The following is a 23,610-nucleotide window of genomic DNA, read 5'->3' on the forward strand; positions in this document are numbered from 1 at the left end:
CATGGCGATCGAATCCTACCACTTCGATTTCATGCTCGAGGCGATCCGCGAGGCGGAAGCCTCGATCGCGCAGGGCGGTCTGCCGATCGGTGCCGTGCTGACGCGCGACAACAAGATCATCGCCCGCGGCCACAACAACCGCGTGCAGGAGAACAACGTGATCCTGCACGGCGAGATGAGCTGCCTGCGCGAAGCCGGCGCGATCAAGTTCCACGATACCGTGATGTACACCACGCTGTCGCCATGCTCGATGTGCGCCGGCGCGCTCGCGCTGTTCAAGGTCAAGCTCGTGGTGATCGGAGAATCCGTCACCTTCCCCGGCTCCAAGGACATCCTCGACAAGTTCGGGATTCCCTGGATCGACCTTGCCGACGACCGCTCCATCACCATGATGAAGAATTGGCGTTCCATCCCAGCCAATGAGCGCCTGTGGCAGGGCGACATCGGCAACTAAACCTGGTCTGTTCGTCTTCGCATCGAGGACGACGTTTTTGAGAAGTTCTTCGTGAGGTCAGCATGCCCATCAACATCCTGATGCCCGCTCTCTCGCCGACGATGGAGAAGGGCAACCTCGCCAAGTGGCTGAAGAAGGAAGGCGACAAGGTCAAATCCGGCGACGTCATCGCCGAGATCGAGACCGACAAGGCGACCATGGAGGTCGAGGCGATCGACGAGGGCACGATCGCCAAGATCTTGGTGCCCGAGGGTACGCAGGATGTCCCGGTCAACGACGTGATCGCCGTGCTCGCCGGCGAAGGCGAGGACGTGAAGGCTGCGGGCAGCGCCAAGCCCAGCGCCTCGGCCGCGCCGCCCAAATCTGCTGAGAAGACGGCAGACAAGCCCGCCGAGGCTCCTGCTGCTGCACCGGCTTCCGCGCCCAAGGCCGCTCCGGCGCCCGCGGCTGCACCTGCGCCGCAGGCGGCAGCGCCGGCTGCGCAAAGCAACGGCCATGGTGGCCGCGTGTTCTCGTCTCCGCTGGCGCGGCGCCTGGCCAAGGACGCCGGCATCGATGTCTCGATGATTGCAGGTACCGGTCCACATGGCCGCGTGGTCGCCCGCGACGTCGAGCAGGCCAAATCGGGCAAGGGCCTCAAGGCACCTGCTGCTGCTCCGTCATCCGCGCCTTCGATCGCGCCGACGATGTCGGACAAGCAGATCCTGTCGCTGTTCGAGCCCGGCTCTTACGACATTGTCCCGCATGACGGCATGCGCCGCACCATTGCGCAGCGCCTGACCGCATCGATCCAGAACGTCCCGCACTTCTATCTCACCATCGACTGCGATATCGGCAAGCTGCTCGCCGCGCGCGAGGAAATCAATGCGGCGGCTCCCAAGGACAAGGAGAAGAAGCCGCTCTACAAGATCTCGGTCAACGACTTCGTCATCAAGGCGATGGCGGTGGCGCTGCAGAGGATCCCGAACTGCAATGTCAGCTGGACCGAAAGCGGCATGGTCAAGCATCATCATTCCGACGTCGGCGTTGCCGTCGCGATGCCCGGCGGCCTGATCACGCCGATCATCCGCAAGGCGGAGACCAAGACGCTCTCGACCATCTCGAACGAGATGAAGGATTTTGCCGCGCGCGCACGGTCCCGCAAATTGAAGCCCGAGGAATACCAGGGCGGCACCACCGCCGTCTCCAACCTCGGCATGTACGGCATCAGCCACTTCACCGCCGTGATCAACCCGCCGCATGCGACGATCCTTGCGGTCGGCACCAGCGAGGAGCGTCCCGTGGTGCGCGGCGGCAAGATCGAGGTCGCGCACATGATGAGCGTGACCTTGTCCTGCGATCACCGCGCCATCGACGGCGCGCTCGGCGCCGAGCTGATCGGCGCCTTCAAGCAGCTGATCGAAAACCCCGTGATGATGATGGTCTGACGCGGCGGCAGAGGGGGCAACCTTGCATGTCCGGACCCGCTGGCCATGGATATCGCTGCTGCTCGGAGCCGTCGTCGCGCTCAATCCGATCGGGCTCGATTTTCTTCGTTCTGCGTTCTTTGCCGGCGAGCAACTGGCGCGGAACATCGCCCAGCCGATCGTGCTCACCGCACTGGCCGTGATGGTCCTGGTGGTGGTGCTCGAATGGCTGGTGAGGTCTCTTTTGGTCAAGCGCCGCGCCCGCGGCGCCTCTTGAGTTGAACGGGAGCCGCTATGGCCGACACATCCTTCGACATCATCATCATCGGCTCCGGTCCCGGCGGCTACGTCACCGCGATCCGTGCCGCGCAGCTCGGCTTCAAGACGGCAATCGTCGAAAAATCCTATCTCGGCGGCATCTGTCTGAACTGGGGCTGCATTCCGACCAAGGCGCTGCTGCGCTCGGCCGAGATCTATCACTACATGCAGCACGCCAAGGATTACGGCCTGTCCGCGGAGAAGGTCTCGTTCGATCCGAAGGCCGTGGTGCAGCGCTCGCGCGGCGTCTCCAAGCGCCTCAACGACGGCGTCGGCTTCCTGATGAAGAAGAACAAGGTCAGCGTGATCTGGGGCGCGGCCTCGATCGACGCGCCCGGCAAGGTCACCGTGAAGAAGTCCGATGTCGAGGCCCCCAAGGGGGCGTTGGGCGAGGGCACCTACCAGGCCAAGCACATCATCGTCGCGACCGGTGCGCGGCCGCGCGTGCTGCCGGGACTCGAGCCCGACAAGAAGCTGGTCTGGACCTATTTCGAGGCGATGGTGCCGGAGCGGATGCCGAAATCGCTGCTGGTGGTCGGCTCCGGCGCGATCGGCATCGAGTTTGCCTCCTTCTTCCACACCATGGGCTCCGACGTCACCGTGGTCGAGGTGCTGCCGCAGATCCTCCCCGTCGAGGATGCCGAGATTGCCGGCCTGGCGCGCAAGCGTCTGGAGAAGCAGGGCATCAAGATCATGACCTCGACCAAGGTGACCAAGCTGGAGAAGAAGGCCGACAGCGTCCTCGCCACCATCGACGACGGCAAGGGCAAGCCCGTCGCCACCGAGTTCGAGCGCGTGATCTCGGCGGTCGGCGTCGTCGGCAACATCGAGAACATCGGCCTCGAAAAGCTCGGCGTGAAGACCGACCGCGGCATCGTCGTCGTCGACGGCTACGGCAAGACCAACATCCCCGGCATCTATGCCATCGGCGACGTTGCCGGCCCTCCGATGCTCGCGCACAAGGCCGAGCATGAAGGCGTGATCTGCGTCGAGGCGATCAAGGGCCTCAACCCGCACCCCATGGACAAGAACATGATCCCGGGCTGCACCTATTGTCATCCGCAAGTGGCGTCCGTGGGCCTCACCGAAGCCAAGGCGAAAGAGAACGGCCGCGAGATCCGCGTCGGCCGTTTCCCCTTCGTCGGCAACGGCAAGGCCATCGCGCTCGGCGAGGACCAGGGCCTGGTCAAGGTGATCTTCGACAAGAAGACCGGTCAGCTCCTCGGCGCCCACATGGTCGGCGCGGAGGTCACCGAGCTGATCCAGGGCTACGTCGTCGCCATGAACCTGGAGACCACGGAAGAAGAGCTCATGCACACGGTCTTCCCGCATCCGACGCTGTCGGAGATGATGAAGGAAGCCGTGCTGGATGCGTATGGAAGGGTGTTGAATATTTGACGGGCCCATCGTCGCCCACCGCCGTCATTGCGAGCGCAGCGAAGCAATCCAGACAGCCTCTGCGGAAAGATTCTGGATTGCTTCGCTGCGCTCGCAATGACGAGCAGAGAGAACCGATCGCAGAATAAGAAGGAAATCAACCCATGCACGACAACGACAACCTCACCATCGAACGCCCCACTTTCGTCACCCATCTCGAATGCGCGATGGAGGGCGATCATTACGCCGCCGACCAGGTCCACAACCTCTCCAAGGCCGGCAAGCCGCTTCTTGTCCGCTACGACCTCGCCGGCGTGAAGAAGGCGCTGACGAAGGATGCGCTGGCCCAGCGCCCCGGCGATATGTGGCGCTACCGCGAGCTGCTGCCGGTGCGCAAATGCGAGGACATCGTTTCGCTCGGCGAGGTCACGACGCCGCTGATCCGGCTGCCGAAGCTCGGGAAAAAGCTCGGGGGCGGCGAGATCATCGTGAAGGACGAGGGACGGCTGCCGACCGGCTCGTTCAAGGCACGCGGGCTCGTGATGGCGGTTTCGATGGGCAAGGCGCTCGGCATCAAGCACATGGCGATGCCGACCAACGGCAATGCCGGCGCGGCGCTCGCCGCTTATGCCACGTCCTGCGGCATCAAGACCACGATCTTCTGCCCGGCCGACACGCCCGAGGTGAATGTCAGCGAGATCGAGCTGCAGGGCGCGACCGTCTACCGCGTCAACGGCTATATCGATGATTGCGGCAAGATCGTCGGCGAGGGCAAGGCGAAGGTCGGCTGGTTCGACACCTCGACGCTGAAGGAGCCGTACCGCATCGAAGGCAAGAAGACGATGGGCCTCGAGCTCGCCGAGCAGCTCGGCTGGGACGTGCCCGATGTGATCTTCTATCCCACCGGCGGCGGCACCGGCCTGATCGGCATGTGGAAGGCTTTCGACGAGCTCGAGAAGATCGGCTTCATCGGAAGCAAGCGCCCGCGCATGGTTGCGGTGCAGGCCTCGGGCTGCGCGCCGATGGTGCGCGCATACGAAGCCGGGACCGAGCACGCTACGCGCTGGGAGGACGCTCACACCATTGCCTCGGGCATTCGCGTGCCGCAGGCGATCGGCGATTTCCTGATCCTGCGCGCGGTGCGGAAGAGCAAGGGTTTTGCGATCGCCGTCGACGACGACAAGATCTCGTCGGCGCTGAACGAGGTTGCGCGCGAGGAGGGGCTGCTGCTCTGTCCCGAGGGCGCCGCCACCTACGCCGCCTACAAGCAGAGCCTCGCCGACGGCCGCGTCAGCAAGACCGATCGCGTGATGCTGTTCAACTGCGCGACCGGCCTGAAGTACCCGCTGCCGCCGGTCACCCGCACGCTCGATCGCCACAAGCCGATCGATTACGCGCAGTTCTAAAGCATGATCCGGAAAGTGCGCAGCGGTTTTCCGAAAAGATCATGCTTCAACAACGATCTAAAGCGCCATGACGATTCATCCTGATCGCATCGCGCTCTAGCGCGGTGCCAGACTACGAATGATCCCTCTTCCCGTACGCGGGCGGAGGGCCAAAAAGAACAACAACGACATCGCTGGGGAGAAGACAATGAAGAAGGCCGCTTGGGCTGCGCTGATTGCTATTCTCGCTGTGACCGGCGCCGCGCGCGCCGACGACTATCCCTCACGTCCCATCACCGTCATCGTGCCCTTCGCGGCCGGCGGACCGTCGGATGCGATGGCGCGAGTCCTCGCTGACCGGATGCGGGTGACGTTGGGGCAGCCCGTGGTGATCGAGAATGTCACCGGCGCGGGCGGTTCGATCGGCGTCGGCCGCGCCGTGCAATCGCCGCCGGACGGCTACACCATCTCCTTCGGCCACCTCGGCACCCACGTCGCCAACGGTGCCGTCTACAAGCTCAAATACGATCTCGTCGCCGACCTCGAGCCGGTGGTGCTGTTGCCGAGCAATCCGATGATCGTCGTCAGCAAGAACGCGGTACCTGCGACCTCGCTGAAGGAGCTGTTGGACTGGCTGAAGTCGCGGCCGTCGCCGCCGACCGCAGGCACCGCCGGCGCGGGCTCCGGCAGCCATATCGCGGGCGTCTATCTCGAGAACGTCTCCGGCATCAAGCTGCAATACGTGCCGTATCGCGGCACCGCGCCCGCGCTGAACGACCTCATCGCCGGCCAGATCGACCTCATCGTCGACCAGACCTCCAACTCCATCAACCAGGTCCGCGCCGGCACCATCCGCGCCTATGCCGTCACCGACGACAAGCGCCTGCGCTCGGCGCCCGACATTCCGACCGCGGAGGAGGCGGGCCTGAAAGGCTTCAATATGACGCTGTGGTCGGGCATGTGGGTTCCGAAGGGCACGCCGAAGGAGATCGTGACCAAGCTCAATGCAGCCGCCGTCGAAGCGCTGAACGATCCCGGAGTAAGGAAGCAGCTCGAAAGCCAGGGCCTGGAGATGACGCCCAAGGATCAGCTCACACCCGAAGCGCTCGGCACCCGTCAGAAGGCCGAGATCGCAAAATGGTGGCCGATGATCAAGGCGGCGAACATCAAGGTGGATTGAAGCTGGCGCTCACTGCAAGGTTTCGTGACCTGCCGCCAGCGCACGGTCCAGGCACTGCATCAGATCCGAGGCGGCGAACGGCTTGCCGAGAAAACAGATTGCCCCGGCTTTGAGGGCACGCACCCGCACGCTCTCGTCCGGGAAGGCTGTGATGAAGATGAACGGCGTCGCCGAACCATGCGCGCGCATCTGCGTCAACAGATCGATTCCCGTCATCAGCGGCATCTGCACGTCGGCGATCACACACGAGGTGCCATTCGAATCGGACGACCTCAAGAACTCCTCGGCTGAGGCGAATGTGTGGACGACGTACCCGCGCGATTCCAGGAGATTGTTGATAGCGGCCCGCACGTAAGGGTCGTCGTCAAGCACCGAAATGACCGAAGCCGCTGACAAGACGTCCGCTCCCCACCCGGCATCACGCTCGCCGTCGCCACGGCTATACATAAACCGATAAGGTGGACCTGCCGGTTGCGATTGGAAACTCATACTTAGGTTTGTGCGTCGGGCTTGTTGGACCCTATCCCGATCGCCTCGCTCATTCTCACCAGATCGGCCAGCGACTTCGCGCCCATTTTCCGCATGATCTGGCCGCGATAGATCTTGACGGTGATTTCCGCCAATCCGAGCTGGGCGGCCACTTGCTTGTTCATCAGGCCGGCCGTCACCAGTGACAATACGTCTCGCTCCCGCGGAGAGAGGGACTCGAAGCGGGATCTCACGGTCGAGACCGTCCTGTTGAGGTCGCGCCGCTTGCGGTCTCTCTCGATCGCGGCCTGGACTGCATCCAGGATGTCCTGGTCGCGGACCGGCTTGGTCAGGAAGTCGATCGCGCCGCTCTTCATGGCCCGAACCGTCATGGGAATATCACCGTAACCGGTAATGAAGATGATAGGCGTGTGGATATTCGCCTTGGCAAGATCGGATTGAAGGTCAAGGCCGCTGGCTCCGGGAAGGCGGATGTCGAGCACGAGGCAACTGGGGACTTCCGGCGGCTTGGCGTGGAGGAGTTGTGGTGCCGAGCCGAATGCTTCGACCTTGAGGCCGACCGACTCGAATAAATTGGTGAGCGCACGGCGCATGGACGCGTCGTCATCGACGATGAAGACAATTGGCTGATCGCCGTCCTCCTTCTGCGGTGGCGGAGGTTCCCCGCGCTCGGTCACGAAGTTTCCTCTCGATGGAGGGGCAAGGTGATCTGAAAAGTCGCGCCGTGCTCCTGGTTGGGTGCGGCGAAAAGCCGTCCACCATGCGCCTCGATGATGGATCGACAGATCGACAGCCCCATGCCCATGCCGGTGGACTTCGTGGTGAAGAACGGCGTGAACAGGCGGTCTATCGCCTGTTCACTGATGCCGCCCCCGCAGTCGGAAACGCTCACCAGCACCGCGTCATCGCCGCTCGCCGCTGAACGGATCGCCAGCTCGCGCGGGCGATCATGGACGTCTTCCATGGCCTCGATCCCGTTCATGATCAGGTTGATCAGGACCTGTTGCAATTGGATTCGATCGCCGAATATTTTCGGCAGTGCCGACGACAGCTCCATTCGCACCGACACGGCGTGGCTGGCCATCTCACGCTGAACCAGCGCCACCGACTCCCGTACGACTACATTGGCGTCGAGCGGAGCCATGTCGATGTCGGAGCGCTTGGCGAGCGCTCGAACGCGACGGATCACATCGCTGGCACGCGTGCCATCCTCGATGATCCACTCGACGGAGCGGCCGGCCGCTTGGAGGTCGGGCGGACTGCGCTGCAGCCAGGCGAGGCAGGCGTCGGCGTTTGCGATCACAGCGGCGAGCGGCTGATTGATTTCGTGGGCAATGGAAGCGGTCAGCTCACCCAGAGTCGTGACACGCGTCACATGGGCGAGCTCGGCCTGGGCCTTGCGCAGTGCGTCTTCGGCCTGATTGGCCCGGATGGCCGCGGTTACGTCAGTGCAGACGCCGCGATAGCCCAGAAAAGCGCCGTCGGCGTCGAAGAACGGCTTGCCGCTGGTCCGGACGTAGATCGGCTGCCCGTTGCGATCCTTGCTGCGATACACCAGGTCGCGGAAGGGGACGTGGGCGTCGAGCGCCGCTCGGTGTTGCTGCCATTTCTCGGGTTCGAGATCGGCGTCAGGAGCGATATCCCAGCGCGTGAGTCCGATCAGGCCGGCGGGAGCGGTGATGGTATCAGAGTGCTCCGATACTTGGGTGACGCGATGGTCTGGCCCTGTTTCCCAGAACCAGTCAGAGGCGGTTTCAGCATAGTCGCGGAAGCGCTGCTCGCTCGCGCGCAGTCTGCGCTCTGCCTCTTTGGTCGCCGTGATGTCGGTCACTGATCCCACGAACTCCACGCACCCGTTCGAATCCCGCATCGCGCGGGCCACCGCCCGGACGTACTTGATGGAGCCGTCGGGCATCACGAGCCGGTATTCGTGATCGTAATCCTTTCCCTCTCGTGCGGCCCGAGCCGTGGTCTGTTGCACCGCGAGCCGGTCGTCCGGGTGGATCCGCTGGAGCATGAACGGGATATTCGGCTTGGTTCCCTCGTCGCACTGGAAGATGCGATAGGTCTCCTTGGACCAGGTGATCTCGCGGGTTGCGGCCTTCCATCCGAAACTGCCGGTGTGGCTCAGTTCCTGCGCCTGGGCGAGATAAGCCTCGCTCTGTCGCAGCGCATTCTCGGCTTCCTTGCGCTCGGTGATGTTCTCGCAGGCGACCAGGACGATTGGTCCACCATCGCCCCGCAGCATGGTCTTGGCATTCTCGCGCACCCATAGCACCGAGCCGTCCTTGCGTATCTTCCGGATCTCCCAGGTGTGAGACTGGTCGACGGTCTCAAGGCACAGCGTGACACACGCGCGGACGAAGTTGCGATCCTCCTCGAAGAAGACATCCAGCACCGATCGGCCGATCAGCTCCGCGGCGGCATAGCCCAGTTGCGCGGCGCCGAACGTGTTCACGTTGATCACGGTTCCGGCCGGATCGACCATGAAGTACATGACCGGGGTGTGCTCGAACACTTGCTGCCACTGCTTGACCGCCTCGAGCAAGTCGTCACCATCGGGCTCGCTGCGCGGCTTGGCGGTGACGGTTTGCCTTACGCAGCCGGCGAGGAATTGCGCGGCTGACTTCCCGAATGTCGCTGCTCGGCCAGGCTTCATCGCAGACGCTCCCGGCGCTCTCTGCGTGAATACGAGTAGAGCACGTTGCAACGAGACGAGCAATTCCCGCCAAGGTCGGATGGGCAGTCATCACGTACGCCTGTGACTTGACCGCTGCCGCCCTGTCCAGGGCGGCGCATTGCGTATGCCATGCCGGCAAGTTTTTCACGGTGACCGTGCGGCCGGAGCATCGTGCGCCGTCTCGTTGCACATGAGCCGGCGGGGAGCCCCCCGGGCGAGTACGGACAAACCTAGGTATAGCTCCTCCATTCCTAGTCATATCGGTCATTTACCTCCGTACAATTGAGCGTCTCGTGCCCTGAGGAATAGCCTCATGACCATCGGGCGTATCGCAGCGAGCGCACGAGAACCGAAGGAAACGAACTGGCAAAGCGCGAGCAAGGGAGGAAGACGACAATGTGCGTGACATCGGTGCTTCCTGAGCGTGGCCGATCCGAGTCCGAATGTTGCTCTTCAGACAATGGCTGTGCGGTGTGTGGCGGCAAGTTTGGTCTGGTCCGCTACTATTCCTGGCGCACCGCGCTCTGCTCCAAGAAGTGTGTCGATCGCTTCCGCACACGCCGCGAGCGCGATCACCGGTGGTTGTTCCGGGTTCAGGCCGCGTGAGGCCGAATTAGAGAGCTGACATCGTCCGAGGATCTGATCCGGGAGCGAACGTTGAACCGTTCATGCAGGCTGTTGTGCTCGATGGTTCTTCTCGGCTCCACCGCGACGGTCCGGGCACAGGAGACGGGACACGATGCCGTACATCGCCGGCACCCACCCCAGGACCAGGCGCTGCACGAGAAATTCTATTCGACCTGGCACATGCCGGATAATCCGAGCGTCAGTTGTTGCAACAGTGCTGACTGCTATCCGACCGATATCAAATACATCGACGACCAGATCTATGCCCGGCGCCGGGAGGACGGGAGATACATTCTGATTCCACCGCAAAAGGTGGAGCGAAACAGGGACAATCCGGACGGCCGAAACCATCTTTGCGCTCCGCCACCCACACTGTCGCCGCTGGATAGCGTTTACTGCTTCGCTTTGGGAGGTGCCACATGAGATTCGCGTTCGTGCTGGTGAACGGCCGGACCCCGTTCCGGCAGGCCTGGTGCATGCAGTGCTGCGAGCCGATCAGCGGCAGCTATCTCCGCGAGATCGCGACCCGTCTGCCTTACTGCGATCATCAGTGCTACGCGCTGTTCTGCGAGGCGCTTGCGAAAGATCGCATGAGGGCGGCTTCATGAAATTCATGGTGGTCAATCACGAGCCCCCGTTGTGCGCGGCCACGTGCAGCACCTGCTCGCGGTCGATCCGGTCCGGCTATGTCCGGCATGTGCGGACGCAGCGCCTCTATTGTGACTACGATTGCTACCGGCGCGGTGAACTCGTGACGCTGCTCACGCAATGGTCGGTGCCAGGGCGCAACTTGCCGGCCTCCAGGAACGTCGAGGTCGCCGCTCGCAACGCGATCGAGATGTTTGCGGTCCTGGGTGCCGTCTTCTGCTGGAGCTACACGATCCACGCCTGGACCTTCGCAAGAACCTTGACCGGCGCATACTTGTACGGTCGCGAACCGATCACGATGGAAGGAGGTGACACCTAGCTACGCGACGGCGCTCGCGTGGAAGCCGCAGCGACGCAACCTGGCAGGCGCCGTGTCCAGCCCCGGCGACGTCGCCTAGGGAGCGGGCGCTGCGGCCGCCACGGGTGCCGTTGCGCCGGCCTCCTGCGTGACGACTCGCTGGTCGCTCTTGCCGGCGACCATGCCGCTGCCCTCGAACCTTGTGCGGTAGACCAGCACGTTCTCCATCACGCGCTGGACGTAGTTGCGGGTCTCCGACAGCGGGATGCGCTCGACCCAGTCGACCGGATCGACATTGGGGTCCCTGGGATCGCCGCGCGTCTGCACCCATTCGCGCACGCGGCCACGGCCGGCATTGTAGCTGGCGAAGGTCATGATCTGGTTGCCGCGGTATTCCGAAAAGAGCGCACTGAGCTCGGCCGCGCCCATCTGCGTGTTGTAGACGGGATCGGAGACCATCTTGCCCCAGTCATAGGTCAGGCCGAAGCGCTTGGCGGTGTCGCGGCCCGCTTCCGGCGTCACCTGCATCAGCCCGACCGCGTTGGCATGGGACTTGTCGCGCTGGTCGAACGAGCTTTCGGTGCGCGCCACCGAATAGATCACGCTGGTCTCGATCGCGGGCGCGACCTGCTTGTGCTCGGGGATGCCGATGGTGGGGAAGGCGTAGTGGTCGAGCGCGAGCCCGCGCGCCAGCGCCGTCTTGCCGACCTCCAGCATCACGCGCGCATCGTTGCGCCGGCGGGCAACCTCGCCGAGGGCTTCGAGTGCTGCGACATCGCTGCTCTCCTTGGCGAAGTCCTCGGCATAATAGAACACCATGCTGCGCTCGCCGATGGCGTAGAGCATGTCGGCCGCGCGCACGCGCTCGTCCTCGGGGGGCGTGTCGGCCGAGGCCAGCACAGGCGAGGGCGCACGCAGCTCGATCCGGTCGAGGCCGAGCTTTGCGCGGGCGAGCTGGCCGTAATAGGCGGTATGATAGCGTGCCGCCGCCCGATAGCTCATGCGCGCATCGGCCATGGCGCCCATGGCTTCGGCGGCGCGGCCGCGCCAGTAATGGGCGCGCGACAGCGCGATCGGATTGGATGAGCCCTCGTCGATGGCGGCGAAGTGCACCATGGCCGCTTCGGGATCATCGAGAAAGCGCAGCGCGATCCAGCCGCACATGAAGTGATAGTCGACGCGATAGACTTCCTTTTCCGGCACCGCGGCCGTGCGCACCACGTCATAGGCGGTCTTGAACCTGCCCTGGTCGAGCAGCTTGCGTGCGAGCATGCGGCGCTCGCGCCACCACGCATCGGTGTCCTGGGCGGGCATCATGCCGGGCGCAGCGGCCAGGATCACCTCGGCCGCGTCGTCGATGCGGTCGTTCTGAAGATGCCACTGGGCGCGGCACAGCACATAGCCGAGATCGCGGCGCGCTTCGGCCGGCACGTCCTCGAGATAGTCCTTGGCCTTGCTCTCCTTGCCGGTGACCGCGGCACAGGCTTTGACGATCGCGAGCTCATCCTCGCCGAGCCGTTTGGCGGCGCGCCTCGCGCCTGCGTAATCCTTGGCGCCGAGCCGCTTGTCCATGCGCGCGCGGTGATCGTCCGTGGACAGAAGGTCGCGAAACGCCTCGTAGGACTCCTCCTCGCTACGCTCGGACAATTCGTCGGCGCGCCAGGCTTCGCGCACGAACCGGGCTGCCCTGTCGGTGTCGCCTTCAGCCCGCAATACGCGGGCGAGCGCAAACTTGCCCTTGGCGCTGGTCGGCCGGTCCATCGTGAACTTGTGCACGGTGGCGGCGTCGGCCTTCTCCTGCCACAGCCGCGCCTCGGCACGGCGGCGGAGCAGGGCGCTGCTCGGCCAGTCCGGATTGGCGGCGAGGAAAGCGGCATAGCGCTTGAAATTCGCCGTGCTCTCGGAATGGCGCAGCATGAACCAATCGGCCAGTTTCTGTCCGGCGGGATCGGCGATGCGGTCGCGCGCCGCGCTCGCGTCATCCGTCTTGCCCTTGCGCGCAAGATCGATGGCGTCCTTCAGCGCGGCGAGGTCGCCGGTCAGCGGCGGCGGTGCCGGCCTGTCCGCGGGCTCGTCGACCGTCTTCTTCGACTTGCGCCTGGCCTCGGCATGCTTGCCGTGCCGCGCCTTGCCGGCGGAGGCATGGCGGTGCTTGCCGGCTTTCGCCTCATGCGTCTTCTTCGGCGCGGCCGATTTGTGGCTGCTTTTCGCGGCCAGTTCCGTGGGAAGGAGGGCCATCGCGGCCACGGCAACGAAACACGCGAGCGAGCGTAGGCACTGGTTCATTCGATGGTCCCCCCCTGCGAAACCACACTACAAACCAAGGTCCGCGACGACATGCGGCTTGAGAATCAAAATACCGAACGATGCCCAGGCATCGTCCCGCGTTCCTCAAGCTGTCGCAACAATGCGGCGAAAAGCGGATGCGCGACGGGAACTTCCGCAAAGGAGAAAAGAGCAGGGCTGTTAACCTTCGTTAACGACCGGGCTCGCGCGACGGTTGCATGGTACAGGACGCCAGGAGGGCCAAGATTGCGCGTGTTCCCGCAACCAGTCCGGTGTATGCAGTTCCCTCGTTCCGTCCTTTTGGCCTTTGCATTCCGCACCTATGCCGATTTTCAACCAGTCGATCCGGCGCAAGATCGTCGGCATCGCCCTCGGATTGATCGTCCTGATGCTGGTCACCTCGATCCTGTCGATGGTGATGTCCAGCCAGGTCGGCATCCTGCTCGATGAACTGACCAACCGTTACATCCCGGCCTACAGCCATCTGGCGCGCGCCAACATTCGCTCGCTGGAGCGGGCGCTGGCGCTGCGGCGGATGGTCATGACCCGGATGGAGGCGCCGTCGGATGAGGAGGCCTATGCGGCGCGCCTTCGCGAATTCGAGGAATCGGACCGCAGGATCGAGGAGGAGGCCGAGGCCGCGCGCAAGCTGATCAACGCGATCATCGACGACCCCAGGACGTATTCCGACAATGCCGCGCTGGCGCGAATCGATATCCGCATCGACACCGCCGTTACCGAGCTGCGCCGCGACCTGAGCGAGAGCCATGCGAAGCTCCTCAAGCAGGTCGACGCCAGACAGATGACCGAGGCGCGCGGCACGCTGGAACACATCGACGTGCTGCGCGACCAGTTCAACCGGAAGATCGATACGATCCGCGGCGATATGCTGGCGCAGGTCTTCTTCTCGACGTCGCAGGTGATCAGCCGCCAGCATCAGACGATCATCGTTTCGGGTGTCGTGACATTGCTCGCGGCGATCGTCGGATTTGCCTTTGCGCTGCTGGTGTCCAGCGGCATCACGCGTCCGGTACGGCTGCTGCTGGCCGGCGCCCGCGAGGTCGAGGCGGGCCGGTTCGACAAGCCCATCGCCGTCTCGACGCAGGACGAGATCGGCGAGCTCGCCGCGGCCTTCAATCGCATGATCGAGCAGTTGCGGCACAACGAGCGCATCCGGGAGACCTTTGGCCGCTACATCGACCCCAAGGTGGTGCAGGGACTGATCGAGCGGCCGGAGGTCGCCATCGACGGCGAGCGCCGGGTCATGACCATCATGTTCTGCGACATGAGCGGCTTCACCTCGATGAGCGAGGGCATGACCCCGCGTGGCCTCGTCAAGGTGATGAACCACTATTTCACCTTGATGTCCGGCCCCATCAGGAGCAATCGCGGCGTCATCGACAAGTACATCGGCGACGCCATCATGTCCTATTGGGGACCGCCCTTCGTCGAAGAGGACGCGCAGGCCCTGCTCGCCGGCCTTGCCGCCATCGAGATGGCCGACCAGGTGCCCGCGCTGCAGAAGCAGCTGCCCGATCTGCTCGGTATCCGCGCCATGCCCGCGCCGTGCGATCTGCGGATCGGCATCGCCACCGGCGAGGTCCTGACCGGCAGCATCGGCTCCGAGCTGATGATGAGCTTTACCGTGATGGGCGACGCCGTGAATCTCGCCTCGCGGCTGGAGGCCGTCAACAAGGTCTACGGCACCCGCATCCTGGTCTCGCAGGCGACTGCGGACGCGATTGGATCTCGCCTCGAATTGCGCGAGATCGACCGTCTTGCGGTCGCGGGCCAAAGCGCGCCGCAGGCGATCTTCGAGGTGATGGCGCGACCGGGCGCACTCACCGATGCGCAAGTCAGCCTGCGCACGCACTACGTCGATGGTCTCGCCGCGTATCGTGCCCGGCGCTTCGACGACGCACGTGCTGCCTTCAACGCGGCGCTCGAGGCGGTCCCCGGCGACGGTCCCTCGCGCACGATGCTCGGCCGCATCGCGCAGTTCGCGGCCAATCCGCCGGATGCCGCTTGGGACGGCGCCTGGCGACTCGAGCAGAAATAGGCTGCCGCGGAATAATTGATGCTACCCCATAACGATGTTCGCCGTGACCTATTTCCCGGATTTAGGTTAGCTGTCCTTGTGGCGTTTGACGGGGACACGCCGATGACAGAACTTCAGGACAGGTTGGAACGGTTCGAGACGCTCACCGCCGAATGCGAACTGATCGCCAAGCTCGCCACCGACAGCACCAAGCGCGAGTTCTATCTGAGGCTCGGGGAACAGTATCGCCAGCTGGCGGTGGATATTCGGCAGGCGATCGCGACCACGGCTGCGGCCTGAGGCCGGCTGAAATCCGTTCTTAACATTTAGCGCGCATTCTCGCAGCACGCGGGCATCGCCGATCGGCGGTGGCTCGTGGTGGGAAGGCCGGGGTTCGTTGCAATGCAGCGCACCTCGCGAGTGTCATCGTGCTGTGCCTGACAGGGCAAGTCCCATGCGCCTCGTTGCCGTGATCATATTTGCGCTCATGACGGCGGCCTGCGACCAGGAGCGGGACATCACCGGCTCGACGACGCCGAGCTGTCCGATACGAAACTACAGCAGCTACAATCCACGCGACATGAACCAGTGCGTCAACGCCTGCAGATCGTGCGATCGCGGCACCACGGTCACCTGCACGACATCCTGCACCCTCAAGGGGGCTCGCTGAACGGATTACCTTCTGCCTTGCGAGGCGCGGCTCCCCATCGTCCTCGCCGTCTCGACCTGATAGGGTTGGTCGGAGCAGGGGGACATCGGATGAAATTCGCAAGCCTTGAAATCGACAACGCCGGAGGTCTCGCGGGAACGGCGAGCAGCGCGCAGGCTTCCAGCGAACGTGGCGTCGACGGTGCCGAGGCACCGGAACGATTCACATAGGATAGTCATTGGAAGCAGTGGGCAGGACGCGGAGTCCAATGGAATGGGTATGCTCGATCCCGGCCGGTTCCTGGTATCGTGCTCGCATTGCGATGCCTGGCCGATGGCCGCCAACGTGAAACGTTCAAGCTGGTCGGCATCCCCGCATGAGGTCCGTTTCGTCTGCACGCGCTGCCGGCGCGAAGAGACCGCGATCGTCTCGGCGTCCGGCGAACTGACGCCGATCAAGCGCCTCGACGCTCCGCCGCGGGATGTCGCTGTCGCCTGGGCTCAGGCCCAGCGCCCGCGGGGGCGAACGTAGGCGGCGCAGGGCATTGCTCGATTCGTTGTGGAGCCGGCCGATCGCGTCTGCGCCCAAGATGCCAGCGGTCGATTGACTCCCGGCCTGGACGCCCCGTAGATTGGCCGCTGACGGTTCTCCTCATGGAGATCAAAAGGGAACGTGGTGCGAGATGTCCCAAGGGCGGGATCTTCTCAATGCCATGGCTGCCCCCGCAACTGTAAGCGGTGAATCTCTCGTCCTATGCCACTGGGAATCTCGGTCCTGGGAAGGCGACGCAGAGGTAACGACCCGCGAGCCAGGAGACCTGCCGTCAGCCGTGGTCACACGCGAAGATGTCGGTCGGGGAGTACAGACATTAGCTTTGCCGGAGCCATCGATCGCTCCGCCGTAAGGCCTCGTTCGCTGTGACGTGCCACTGACGTCATGCCGAGGTTATAATTGTGTCCCGTATTGTCACTGCCGCCAGGCGCCGCCGCGCCGGCATCGTTGCGGCCGTTTCGCTGTATTCGCTCGATCTCTCCATCGCCCACGCCCAGCAGTCCGTCGCCGAGCAGCTGCCGCCGGTCGAAGTGACCAGATCCGACGATCAGAACCGTACGCGTGCCAGGGCGATCGGCGATGGCGAGACGGGGCGGCGCCGAGCGGCGCCGGACGGGGCGCGGAGTGGGACCGGCTCGTCCGGCTCGGGCAACGAGGCTGCCGCCGGCAATGGCGGTATCGTCGGCGCGGCTACGACCGTCATTACGGCCGCGGACATCGCTCATGCGCCGTCGCAGACGCTGGCCGAGATCATCGCGACGCAAGTGCCGGGCGCCCAGATCACGACGTTCTATGGCGGCCAGATCGGTGCCAAGACCAGTGTCGACCTCCGCGGCTTCGGTGCCTTCGCCACGGCCAACACGCTGGTGCTGGTCAACGGACGGCGGCTGAACGACATCGATATGGCGCAGGTGGACCTCTCCACCATCCCGCTCAATGCCATCGAGCGCATCGAGATCACGCGCGGCAATTCCGGTGCGGTGCTGTATGGCGACAATGCGGTCGGCGGCGTCATCAACATCGTTACCAAGAACGGCGTCGGCGGCCCGCCCGTGACCGCGCGCATCGAGGCCGGTTTCGGCTCGTTCAATACCAGGCTCGGCAACGTCTCGGCCGCGATCAATTCCGGTCCGTGGTCGACCTCGTTCTACGGCAATGCCGTCAGGACCGACGGCTATCGCGACAACAATCGCTATTCCCAGGAGAATGGCGTCGGCAATCTGAACTACACGACGCCGGGCCTGACCGCCTTCCTGACCGTCACCGCTGACAATCAGGAGCTGCGACTGCCGGGCGGCCGCACCGTCGATCCCTCCATCGGCGTCGACGAGCTCGCGACCAGCCGGCGAGGGACCAGCACGCCCTTCAACTACGCCAATCAGCAGGGTTTTGGCGCGACCGCGGGCTTCACGAAAACCCTTGTCAACGGCGTCGATCTCATCGTCGACGGCGGCGTGCGCGACAAGAAGCAGCAGAGTGCGTTCTTCTCGAGCCCGGCGCCGGTCCCGGCTTTCTTCACGTCGACCTATGTCGATGCTGACCTTGCGACATGGTCGATCACGCCGCGGCTCAGCGTGAAGAGCCTTCTGCTCGGAATGCCGTCGCAGCTGCTGACCGGCGTCGACTACTACGATGCGAGCTTTCAGCAGAACCGCGGCGCCGGCCAGGGTCTCGCTCCCTGGCACAATTACGATCTCAGGCAGCGGACGGTTGCGGGCTATGTCCAGCACACGCTCGGCGTCGCGCCAGCGACCGATATCTCCTACGGCGCCCGGGTGCAGAACACCAATCTCTCGGCACGTGACAATTTCGACCCGGCGGCTCCGTTCAACGCCGACGTCGGCGCGCTCCCGCTCAGGAGCGACGAGACGCAATATGCGCTGCACCTCGGTGCGGAGCATCGCCTCAATGACACCGTCGCGCTGTTCGGCCGGGTTGCGCGCGCCTTTCGCACGCCTGATGTCGACGAGCGGGTGTCGTCGGGCCCTTCATTCGACCCGTTCTTCAATCCGCTCCCGCAAACGTTCCAGCTCAAGACCCAGACCTCGCAGGACATCGAGGGCGGGCTGCGCATCAGAGGAGGCGGACTGCAGATGCAGAGCAGCCTCTATCTGATGGACCTCGCCAACGAGATCCATTTCAATCCGATCCTGTTCTACAACACCAATCTGGATCCGACCCGCCGCTACGGCTCGGAGACCAGCGTCTCCTATCGCATCAACGACGCCCTGCTGGTGCGCTCCGGCATGGCCTATACACGGGCTGTCTTCCGCGAAGGCGTCTGGGCGGGCAACGACGTGCCGCTGGTGTCGCGCTACACCGCGAGTGCGGGCCTCACCTGGAACATCTGGCAGAACTATCTGGTGCTGGACGCCACCGCGCGCTTCTGGAGCGAGCGTCGCATGGACAACGACCAGGCCGGAACCCAGAAGCCGATTCCCGCCAATGGCACGATCGACCTTAAGCTCAGCGGCCAATATGAGCGCTACTTCTGGTCGCTCAACGTCAACAATGTGCTGAACGCGCTCTACTACGACTACGCCGTCGCAAGCACCTTCACGGACGGTCGCTTCAGCGCCTATCCGCTGCCCGGTCGCACCTATCTGCTCAAGGCCGGCGCCACGTTTTGATTTCAATGGGGCTGTCACAGGCCCCCAAATGGACTAGAACTCGAAGAGAAGGAGATCACTTATGGCTCTCAATATCCTGCCGTCCGGCGGCGACGGTTTCCGCCTCCATCCGGTGGCGCCGCGTCTCGCGCCGATGTTCGGCTTCGCGCTGCTGACGGTGTCGTGCGCGCTCGCAAGTCTTGCGTTCGCCTGTGCGACGCCGTTTGCGGCCTTCGCCGTGGTCGCGGCCGCGATGCTGCCGCTGCGACCGGCGCTGCTCGTCGTCACCGGCGCCTGGCTCGTGAACCAGAGCATCGGTTTCGGCGCGCTGCACTATCCCATCGATGGCAGCACCATCGCCTGGGGATTCGTCATCGGCGCGGCTGCGCTGCTGGCGACCGCAGTGGCGTCGGCCCTGCTCCGCATGCTGCCGCAGGGCCGCACGATGCTGATGCTCGCGCTCACGCTCGTCGCCGCCTATGCGGCCTACGAGCTCGCGCTGCTCGCCGCGACGCCGTTCCTGGGCGGAGAGACCGCCTTCACCGCAGCCATTGTCACGCGCATCGGGCTGACCAATTTCGCCTGGCTCGCCGGCCTCGTCGCCGTTTGCGAGGTCGTGCGCCTGCTCGATCCGTTCGGGCGCAAGGGAGTGATGTCGGCCTGAGGAGTCCTCTCGTCGCCCGGATGGAGCGCAGCGAAACCCGGGACAAATCGTTCCATAGCGCGACACCTCCCCGGATTACGCTTACGGCCATCCGGGTTGCATCGCCTCGCCTGTGTCGCCCTCTGTCAATCCACCATCGTGAAAATATTCCACTTTACCGAAATTCGGTTTTGTCGTATGTGTCGCCCATCCCGGTTCATCCTTGAGGGGCGATCATGTGGTCGTCATTGTCGCGAGCCGGGCTTGCGGTGGACGCGGCAGCGTCGTGCACGAGAGGTGAAGGGCCGGGCGGATTGCTCTCCGTGAGCCCGAAGCTGCGTGTGGACGAGCGGCGCTGCTAGGCTTCGTCGTGCCAGCATTTCGGCGGCAAAGTGCACAACGCCGTCGAACCCTGTGGCGCCAACGAACCGCGCGTACGGCAAAACCGTGTGGTCCTGGCCGTCGTTGCTACGGTCAAGCTCTTGCGGAGGCGGCAGTCGCGTCAACCGGCGCGGCGCCGGTGGATTTCGCGAGAGTGAGGGAGGCCAGAACGAACTCGGCTCCCGGGAGAGCACGGCATAAGCCGTCCGACCATCGCGCAGGGAAGGCCGTGTGTTGGGCTTCACCTGTATGCTGCTGTGCGGTTCTCTGCGTGTGCTCTATGCGCAGCAGACCGCGGGTGCGAGCCGGCACCCGGCCTTCCCTGCGCCCTCTTGGCTCAAGAGGGTGGAACGACGAAGCAAAGCTCGGGCGAATTCAGCCGCGAGAACGCGACGGCATGTCCGCAGCCACATCCACCGTCATTGCGAGGAGCGTAGCGACGAAGCAATCCAGAATCCCTCCGCGGAAAGACTCTGGATTGCTTCGCTTCGCTCGCAATGACGCGGAGGAGAGAGCGTGCGCCAAACTCCATTCCCGTGCCCCGGACGCAGCGCAGTGTCCCTTCGACGGTGCGCTGCAGAGCCGGGGCCCATGCCGCCGTGTCGCATACCGTGTGGCCGCGGCAGATTGCAGCCAATGCCCAAGCCGACTCAGCCGCCAGGGTGCGTTGTTCTCGGGGCAGAAATGGGCGCATTGTGTCCGTTGCGAAATCTGAAGTTGTCAGATGGCTCCTCGGCGGAGGTATCAAAGTAGCCTTATCCGTGTCTTCTACGCCACGATTGTTGTGTCTTCGCAACACTCATGCCGCATTTAACCTTCACCATCGGCGGTTCGCGTCGTCGCCGCTTTTTGGCCACACCCGAACATGAATAAAATCACTCTAATGTTTTAAGGCAGTGGCGGTCTTCGAAGGCGACGAGAAAGTCCCAAGGTCGATTCAAATCTTGGCTCTGATTTTTCGGGTCTGAAAGGGTTGGCCGGGGAAACTGGTTGCGATGGTCGCAAAGATTGACAAGCAGAGGCTGCCGAGCCGTCACGTGACGGAAGGCCCTGCGCGTGCGCCCCATCGGTCCTATTTCTACGCCATGGGGCTGACCACCGATCAGATCCACCAGCCTTTCGTCGGCGTCGCCTCCTGCTGGAACGAGGCTGCTCCCTGCAACATCGCGCTGATGCGCCAGGCCCAGGCGGTGAAGAAGGGCGTGGCGTCGGCCGGCGGCACGCCGCGCGAATTCTGCACCATCACCGTCACCGATGGCATCGCCATGGGCCATGACGGCATGCGCTCCTCGCTGCCGTCGCGGGAATGCATCGCCGACTCGGTCGAACTGACGGTGCGTGGTCACGCCTATGACGCGCTGGTCGGCCTTGCCGGCTGCGACAAGTCGCTGCCGGGCATGATGATGGCGATGGTCCGCCTCAACGTGCCCTCGATCTTCATCTATGGCGGCTCGATCCTGCCCGGCAATTTCCGCGGGCAGCAGGTCACCGTGCAGGACATGTTCGAGGCGGTCGGCAAGCACTCGGTCGGCGCCATGTCGGACGAGGACCTCGACGAGATCGAGCGTGTGGCCTGCCCGTCGGCGGGCGCTTGCGGCGCGCAGTTCACCGCCAACACCATGGCGACCGTTTCCGAGGCGATCGGCCTCGCTTTGCCGTACTCGGCCGGTGCCCCGGCACCCTACGAAATTCGCGACGCGTTCTGCATGACCGCGGGCGAGAAGGTGATGGACCTGATCGCTCAGAACATCCGGCCGCGCGACATCGTCACCCGCAAGGCGCTGGAGAATGCCGCTGCCGTGGTTGCAGCCTCTGGCGGCTCGACCAATGCTGCGCTGCACCTGCCGGCGATCGCACACGAGGTTGGCATCAAGTTCGACCTGTTCGACGTCGCTGAAATCTTCAAAAAGACACCTTATGTCGCGGATTTGAAGCCAGGCGGCCGTTATGTCGCCAAAGACATGTTTGAAGTAGGTGGCATACCGCTTCTGATGAAGACGCTGCTCGACAATGGCTTCCTGCACGGTGATTGCCTTACCGTCACGGGCCGCACGATCGCCGAAAACCTCAAGAGCGTGAAATGGAATCCGCACCAGGACGTGGTGCACCCGGCAGACAAGCCCATCACCGTGACAGGCGGTGTGGTCGGTCTGAAGGGCAATTTGGCGCCAGAAGGTGCGATCGTGAAAGTCGCGGGAATGTCCAACCTCAGGTTTACCGGTCCGGCCAGGTGCTTCGACCGTGAGGAGGATGCGTTTGAGGCGGTCCAGAACCGCACCTACCGCGAAGGCGAAGTCATCGTGATCCGCTACGAGGGGCCGAAGGGCGGCCCCGGCATGCGGGAAATGCTCCAGACCACAGCTGCGCTGACCGGCCAGGGCATGGGCGGCAAGATCGCGCTCATCACCGACGGCCGCTTCTCCGGCGCCACCCGCGGCTTCTGCATCGGCCATGTCGGGCCGGAGGCCGCCATCGGCGGCCCGATCGGGCTGCTCGAGGACGGCGACATCATCGAGATCGACGCGGTCGCCGGTACCCTTAACGTAAAATTGAGCGACGCCGAGCTCGCCCAGCGCAAGACCAAATGGAGCGCTCGCGCGACTAACCATACGTCGGGTGTGCTCTGGAAATATGCTCAGCAGGTCGGACCGGCGGTCGGTGGGGCGGTAACCCATCCAGGCGGCGCGCACGAGAAACAGTGCTATGCGGACATCTAGGCGTGCGATAGTTGCGTTTGTGTTGGGGGCGGCTGCGCTGGCCGCGCCGGCGCTCGCCTTCGACGGCGCGCCGGTCAACCCCAAGGACGCGGCCATCCCGGTCGTAACCACCTTGCCCGGCGCCGCAGGCGCCGTGCGCACCAAGGTTCCGCCGGCAGTCGCAACCCAGGAAACCTCGCTCAGCGCGCTGCAATATGCCGCCGAGGGTGGCCACCCCATCGCGCAGTGGAAGCTCGGCCGCATGTACGCCAACGGCGACGGCGTCGCCCAGGACGATTTGCGTGCCTTCGAATATTTCAGCCGGATCGCCAACGCGCATGCCGAGGACAGCCCGTCGGCGCCGCAGGCGCAGATCGTGGCCAATGCCTTCGTCGCGCTCGGCCGCTATTATCTCAGCGGCATCCCGAACTCGAAGATCAAGTCGGACCCGGAGCGGGCGCGGGAGATGTTCTCCTATGCGGCCTCCTATTTCGGCAACGCCGACGCGCAATATGATCTCGCGCGGCTGTACCTGAAGACCCCGGACGCCTCGCGCGAGGATTTCCGCTATGGCGCGCGCTGGCTCGGCCTCGCCGCGCAGAAGGGCCAGCACCAGGCGCAGGCGCTGCTCGGCCAGATGCTGTTCAACGGCGACCGCCTGCCGCGCCAGGCCGCGCGCGGCCTGATGTGGCTGACCCTGGCGCGCGACAGCGCCGGCGCCGAGGAGACCTGGATCAAGGAAAGCTACAACCGCGCCTTCGCCAAGGCCTCCGACGACGACCGCGCCATGTGCCTGCAAATGCTGGAGCAGTGGGTGCAGGGCCGCCGGGACTAGGTTAGGTCCCGTGGGATGGGCAAAGGCGCCTTGGCGCCGTGCCCACCGCCCGATCGGCG

20 protein-coding genes and 1 riboswitch are annotated in these 23,610 nt (G+C 64.2%); of the genes, 16 read left to right on the forward strand and 4 right to left on the reverse strand.

Annotation, left to right across the window (positions count from 1 at the left end):
• Window position 1: 1 nt before the first annotated feature.
• The 6 genes from AC1RQP_RS01175 (at window position 2) to AC1RQP_RS01200 (ending at window position 6,120) form a co-directional block, all read left to right on the forward strand.
• Window positions 2-454 carry a nucleoside deaminase gene (locus tag AC1RQP_RS01175; RefSeq protein WP_239623776.1) on the forward strand — a complete coding sequence of 151 codons (453 nt, stop codon included), beginning with the start codon at window positions 2-4 and terminating at the stop codon, window positions 452-454.
• A gap of 62 nt (window positions 455-516) precedes the next feature.
• Window positions 517-1,881 (forward strand): pyruvate dehydrogenase complex dihydrolipoamide acetyltransferase, encoded by a 1,365-nt coding sequence (locus AC1RQP_RS01180; RefSeq protein WP_492935635.1) that lies wholly within the window; start codon window positions 517-519, stop codon window positions 1,879-1,881.
• A 22-nt stretch (window positions 1,882-1,903) separates the two neighbouring features.
• Complete coding sequence (locus AC1RQP_RS01185; protein WP_239623774.1) at window positions 1,904-2,137, forward strand: hypothetical protein; 234 nt, start codon at window positions 1,904-1,906, stop codon at window positions 2,135-2,137.
• 17 nt (window positions 2,138-2,154) lie between these two features.
• On the forward strand, window positions 2,155-3,576 hold the full coding sequence (lpdA, locus tag AC1RQP_RS01190; protein ID WP_492935636.1) for a dihydrolipoyl dehydrogenase: 1,422 nt from the start codon (window positions 2,155-2,157) through the stop codon (window positions 3,574-3,576).
• A 143-nt stretch (window positions 3,577-3,719) separates the two neighbouring features.
• Window positions 3,720-4,961: a threonine synthase gene (locus tag AC1RQP_RS01195; protein WP_239623772.1), complete on the forward strand. Its 1,242-nt coding sequence runs from the start codon at window positions 3,720-3,722 to the stop codon at window positions 4,959-4,961.
• Between the two features lie 187 nt (window positions 4,962-5,148).
• Entirely contained in the window at window positions 5,149-6,120 is a 972-nt protein-coding gene (locus AC1RQP_RS01200) for a tripartite tricarboxylate transporter substrate binding protein BugD (RefSeq protein WP_239623771.1), read from the forward strand.
• Between the two features lie 9 nt (window positions 6,121-6,129).
• Here the strand turns inward: AC1RQP_RS01200 and AC1RQP_RS01205 are convergent, their stop codons facing one another.
• The 3 genes from AC1RQP_RS01205 to AC1RQP_RS01215 form a co-directional block, all read right to left on the reverse strand.
• Window positions 6,130-6,516: a response regulator transcription factor gene (locus tag AC1RQP_RS01205; protein ID WP_239623770.1), complete on the reverse strand. Its 387-nt coding sequence runs from the start codon at window positions 6,514-6,516 to the stop codon at window positions 6,130-6,132.
• Between the two features lie 95 nt (window positions 6,517-6,611).
• On the reverse strand, window positions 6,612-7,286 hold the full coding sequence (locus AC1RQP_RS01210) for a response regulator transcription factor (protein WP_239623769.1): 675 nt from the start codon (window positions 7,284-7,286) through the stop codon (window positions 6,612-6,614).
• Window positions 7,283-9,268 carry a PAS domain S-box protein gene (locus tag AC1RQP_RS01215; RefSeq protein WP_492935637.1) on the reverse strand — a complete coding sequence of 662 codons (1,986 nt, stop codon included), beginning with the start codon at window positions 9,266-9,268 and terminating at the stop codon, window positions 7,283-7,285. The genes AC1RQP_RS01210 and AC1RQP_RS01215 overlap by 4 nt, the downstream gene beginning before the upstream one ends.
• Before the next feature lie 1,067 nt (window positions 9,269-10,335).
• Between AC1RQP_RS01215 and AC1RQP_RS01220 the strand changes: the two genes are divergently transcribed.
• Window positions 10,336-10,524 carry a hypothetical protein gene (locus AC1RQP_RS01220; protein ID WP_492935638.1) on the forward strand — a complete coding sequence of 63 codons (189 nt, stop codon included), beginning with the start codon at window positions 10,336-10,338 and terminating at the stop codon, window positions 10,522-10,524.
• On the forward strand, window positions 10,521-10,883 hold the full coding sequence (locus AC1RQP_RS01225) for a hypothetical protein (protein ID WP_492935639.1): 363 nt from the start codon (window positions 10,521-10,523) through the stop codon (window positions 10,881-10,883). Before AC1RQP_RS01220 ends, AC1RQP_RS01225 begins: the two co-directional genes overlap by 4 nt.
• Before the next feature lie 75 nt (window positions 10,884-10,958).
• On the opposite strand, the gene AC1RQP_RS01230 is transcribed toward AC1RQP_RS01225, so the two are convergent.
• Window positions 10,959-13,148 (reverse strand): transglycosylase SLT domain-containing protein, encoded by a 2,190-nt coding sequence (locus tag AC1RQP_RS01230; RefSeq protein WP_492935640.1) that lies wholly within the window; start codon window positions 13,146-13,148, stop codon window positions 10,959-10,961.
• 322 nt (window positions 13,149-13,470) lie between these two features.
• Here AC1RQP_RS01230 and AC1RQP_RS01235 point away from each other — a divergent pair, with 322 nt between their 5' ends.
• The 8 genes from AC1RQP_RS01235 (at window position 13,471) to AC1RQP_RS01270 (ending at window position 23,551) form a co-directional block, all read left to right on the forward strand.
• Window positions 13,471-15,207, forward strand: coding sequence for an adenylate/guanylate cyclase domain-containing protein (locus tag AC1RQP_RS01235; RefSeq protein ID WP_239623764.1), 1,737 nt, complete (start codon window positions 13,471-13,473; stop codon window positions 15,205-15,207).
• 102 nt (window positions 15,208-15,309) lie between these two features.
• Complete coding sequence (locus AC1RQP_RS01240; RefSeq protein WP_162832022.1) at window positions 15,310-15,486, forward strand: hypothetical protein; 177 nt, start codon at window positions 15,310-15,312, stop codon at window positions 15,484-15,486.
• 154 nt (window positions 15,487-15,640) lie between these two features.
• Window positions 15,641-15,856, forward strand: coding sequence for a hypothetical protein (locus AC1RQP_RS01245; protein ID WP_239623763.1), 216 nt, complete (start codon window positions 15,641-15,643; stop codon window positions 15,854-15,856).
• A 252-nt stretch (window positions 15,857-16,108) separates the two neighbouring features.
• Window positions 16,109-16,366, forward strand: a complete 258-nt coding sequence (locus AC1RQP_RS01250; RefSeq protein WP_061881804.1) for a hypothetical protein — start codon at window positions 16,109-16,111, stop codon at window positions 16,364-16,366.
• 94 nt (window positions 16,367-16,460) lie between these two features.
• Window positions 16,461-16,674, forward strand: a riboswitch (cobalamin riboswitch).
• A 114-nt stretch (window positions 16,675-16,788) separates the two neighbouring features.
• Window positions 16,789-19,017 carry a TonB-dependent receptor gene (locus AC1RQP_RS01255; protein ID WP_492935641.1) on the forward strand — a complete coding sequence of 743 codons (2,229 nt, stop codon included), beginning with the start codon at window positions 16,789-16,791 and terminating at the stop codon, window positions 19,015-19,017.
• Window positions 19,018-19,078: 61 nt separating this feature from the next.
• Entirely contained in the window at window positions 19,079-19,660 is a 582-nt protein-coding gene (locus AC1RQP_RS01260; protein ID WP_492935642.1) for a hypothetical protein, read from the forward strand.
• 1,355 nt (window positions 19,661-21,015) lie between these two features.
• Complete coding sequence (gene ilvD, locus AC1RQP_RS01265) at window positions 21,016-22,737, forward strand: dihydroxy-acid dehydratase (protein WP_492935643.1); 1,722 nt, start codon at window positions 21,016-21,018, stop codon at window positions 22,735-22,737.
• Window positions 22,724-23,551: a tetratricopeptide repeat protein gene (locus tag AC1RQP_RS01270; RefSeq protein WP_239623759.1), complete on the forward strand. Its 828-nt coding sequence runs from the start codon at window positions 22,724-22,726 to the stop codon at window positions 23,549-23,551. The genes ilvD and AC1RQP_RS01270 overlap by 14 nt, the downstream gene beginning before the upstream one ends.
• The last annotated feature ends 59 nt before the right edge of the window (window positions 23,552-23,610 follow it).

It is taken from the genome of Bradyrhizobium sp. GW821-FHT13H06 (genome assembly GCF_058803975.1).

Excerpts from the sequence above, each read along its gene's own strand:
- AC1RQP_RS01175 (WP_239623776.1), top strand. The coding sequence starts at position 2 with ATGGCGATCGAATCCTACCACTTCGATTTCATGCTCGAGGCGATCCGC.
- AC1RQP_RS01180 (WP_492935635.1), top strand. The coding sequence starts at position 517 with ATGCCCATCAACATCCTGATGCCCGCTCTCTCGCCGACGATGGAGAAG.
- lpdA (WP_492935636.1), top strand. The coding sequence starts at position 2,155 with ATGGCCGACACATCCTTCGACATCATCATCATCGGCTCCGGTCCCGGC.
- AC1RQP_RS01195 (WP_239623772.1), top strand. The coding sequence starts at position 3,720 with ATGCACGACAACGACAACCTCACCATCGAACGCCCCACTTTCGTCACC.
- AC1RQP_RS01200 (WP_239623771.1), top strand. The coding sequence starts at position 5,149 with ATGAAGAAGGCCGCTTGGGCTGCGCTGATTGCTATTCTCGCTGTGACC.
- AC1RQP_RS01215 (WP_492935637.1), bottom strand. The coding sequence starts at position 9,268 with ATGAAGCCTGGCCGAGCAGCGACATTCGGGAAGTCAGCCGCGCAATTC.
- AC1RQP_RS01220 (WP_492935638.1), top strand. The coding sequence starts at position 10,336 with ATGAGATTCGCGTTCGTGCTGGTGAACGGCCGGACCCCGTTCCGGCAG.
- AC1RQP_RS01225 (WP_492935639.1), top strand. The coding sequence starts at position 10,521 with ATGAAATTCATGGTGGTCAATCACGAGCCCCCGTTGTGCGCGGCCACG.
- AC1RQP_RS01230 (WP_492935640.1), bottom strand. The coding sequence starts at position 13,148 with ATGAACCAGTGCCTACGCTCGCTCGCGTGTTTCGTTGCCGTGGCCGCG.
- AC1RQP_RS01235 (WP_239623764.1), top strand. The coding sequence starts at position 13,471 with ATGCCGATTTTCAACCAGTCGATCCGGCGCAAGATCGTCGGCATCGCC.
- AC1RQP_RS01240 (WP_162832022.1), top strand. The coding sequence starts at position 15,310 with ATGACAGAACTTCAGGACAGGTTGGAACGGTTCGAGACGCTCACCGCC.
- AC1RQP_RS01245 (WP_239623763.1), top strand. The coding sequence starts at position 15,641 with ATGCGCCTCGTTGCCGTGATCATATTTGCGCTCATGACGGCGGCCTGC.
- AC1RQP_RS01250 (WP_061881804.1), top strand. The coding sequence starts at position 16,109 with ATGGGTATGCTCGATCCCGGCCGGTTCCTGGTATCGTGCTCGCATTGC.
- AC1RQP_RS01260 (WP_492935642.1), top strand. The coding sequence starts at position 19,079 with ATGGCTCTCAATATCCTGCCGTCCGGCGGCGACGGTTTCCGCCTCCAT.
- ilvD (WP_492935643.1), top strand. The coding sequence starts at position 21,016 with ATGGTCGCAAAGATTGACAAGCAGAGGCTGCCGAGCCGTCACGTGACG.
- AC1RQP_RS01270 (WP_239623759.1), top strand. The coding sequence starts at position 22,724 with ATGCGGACATCTAGGCGTGCGATAGTTGCGTTTGTGTTGGGGGCGGCT.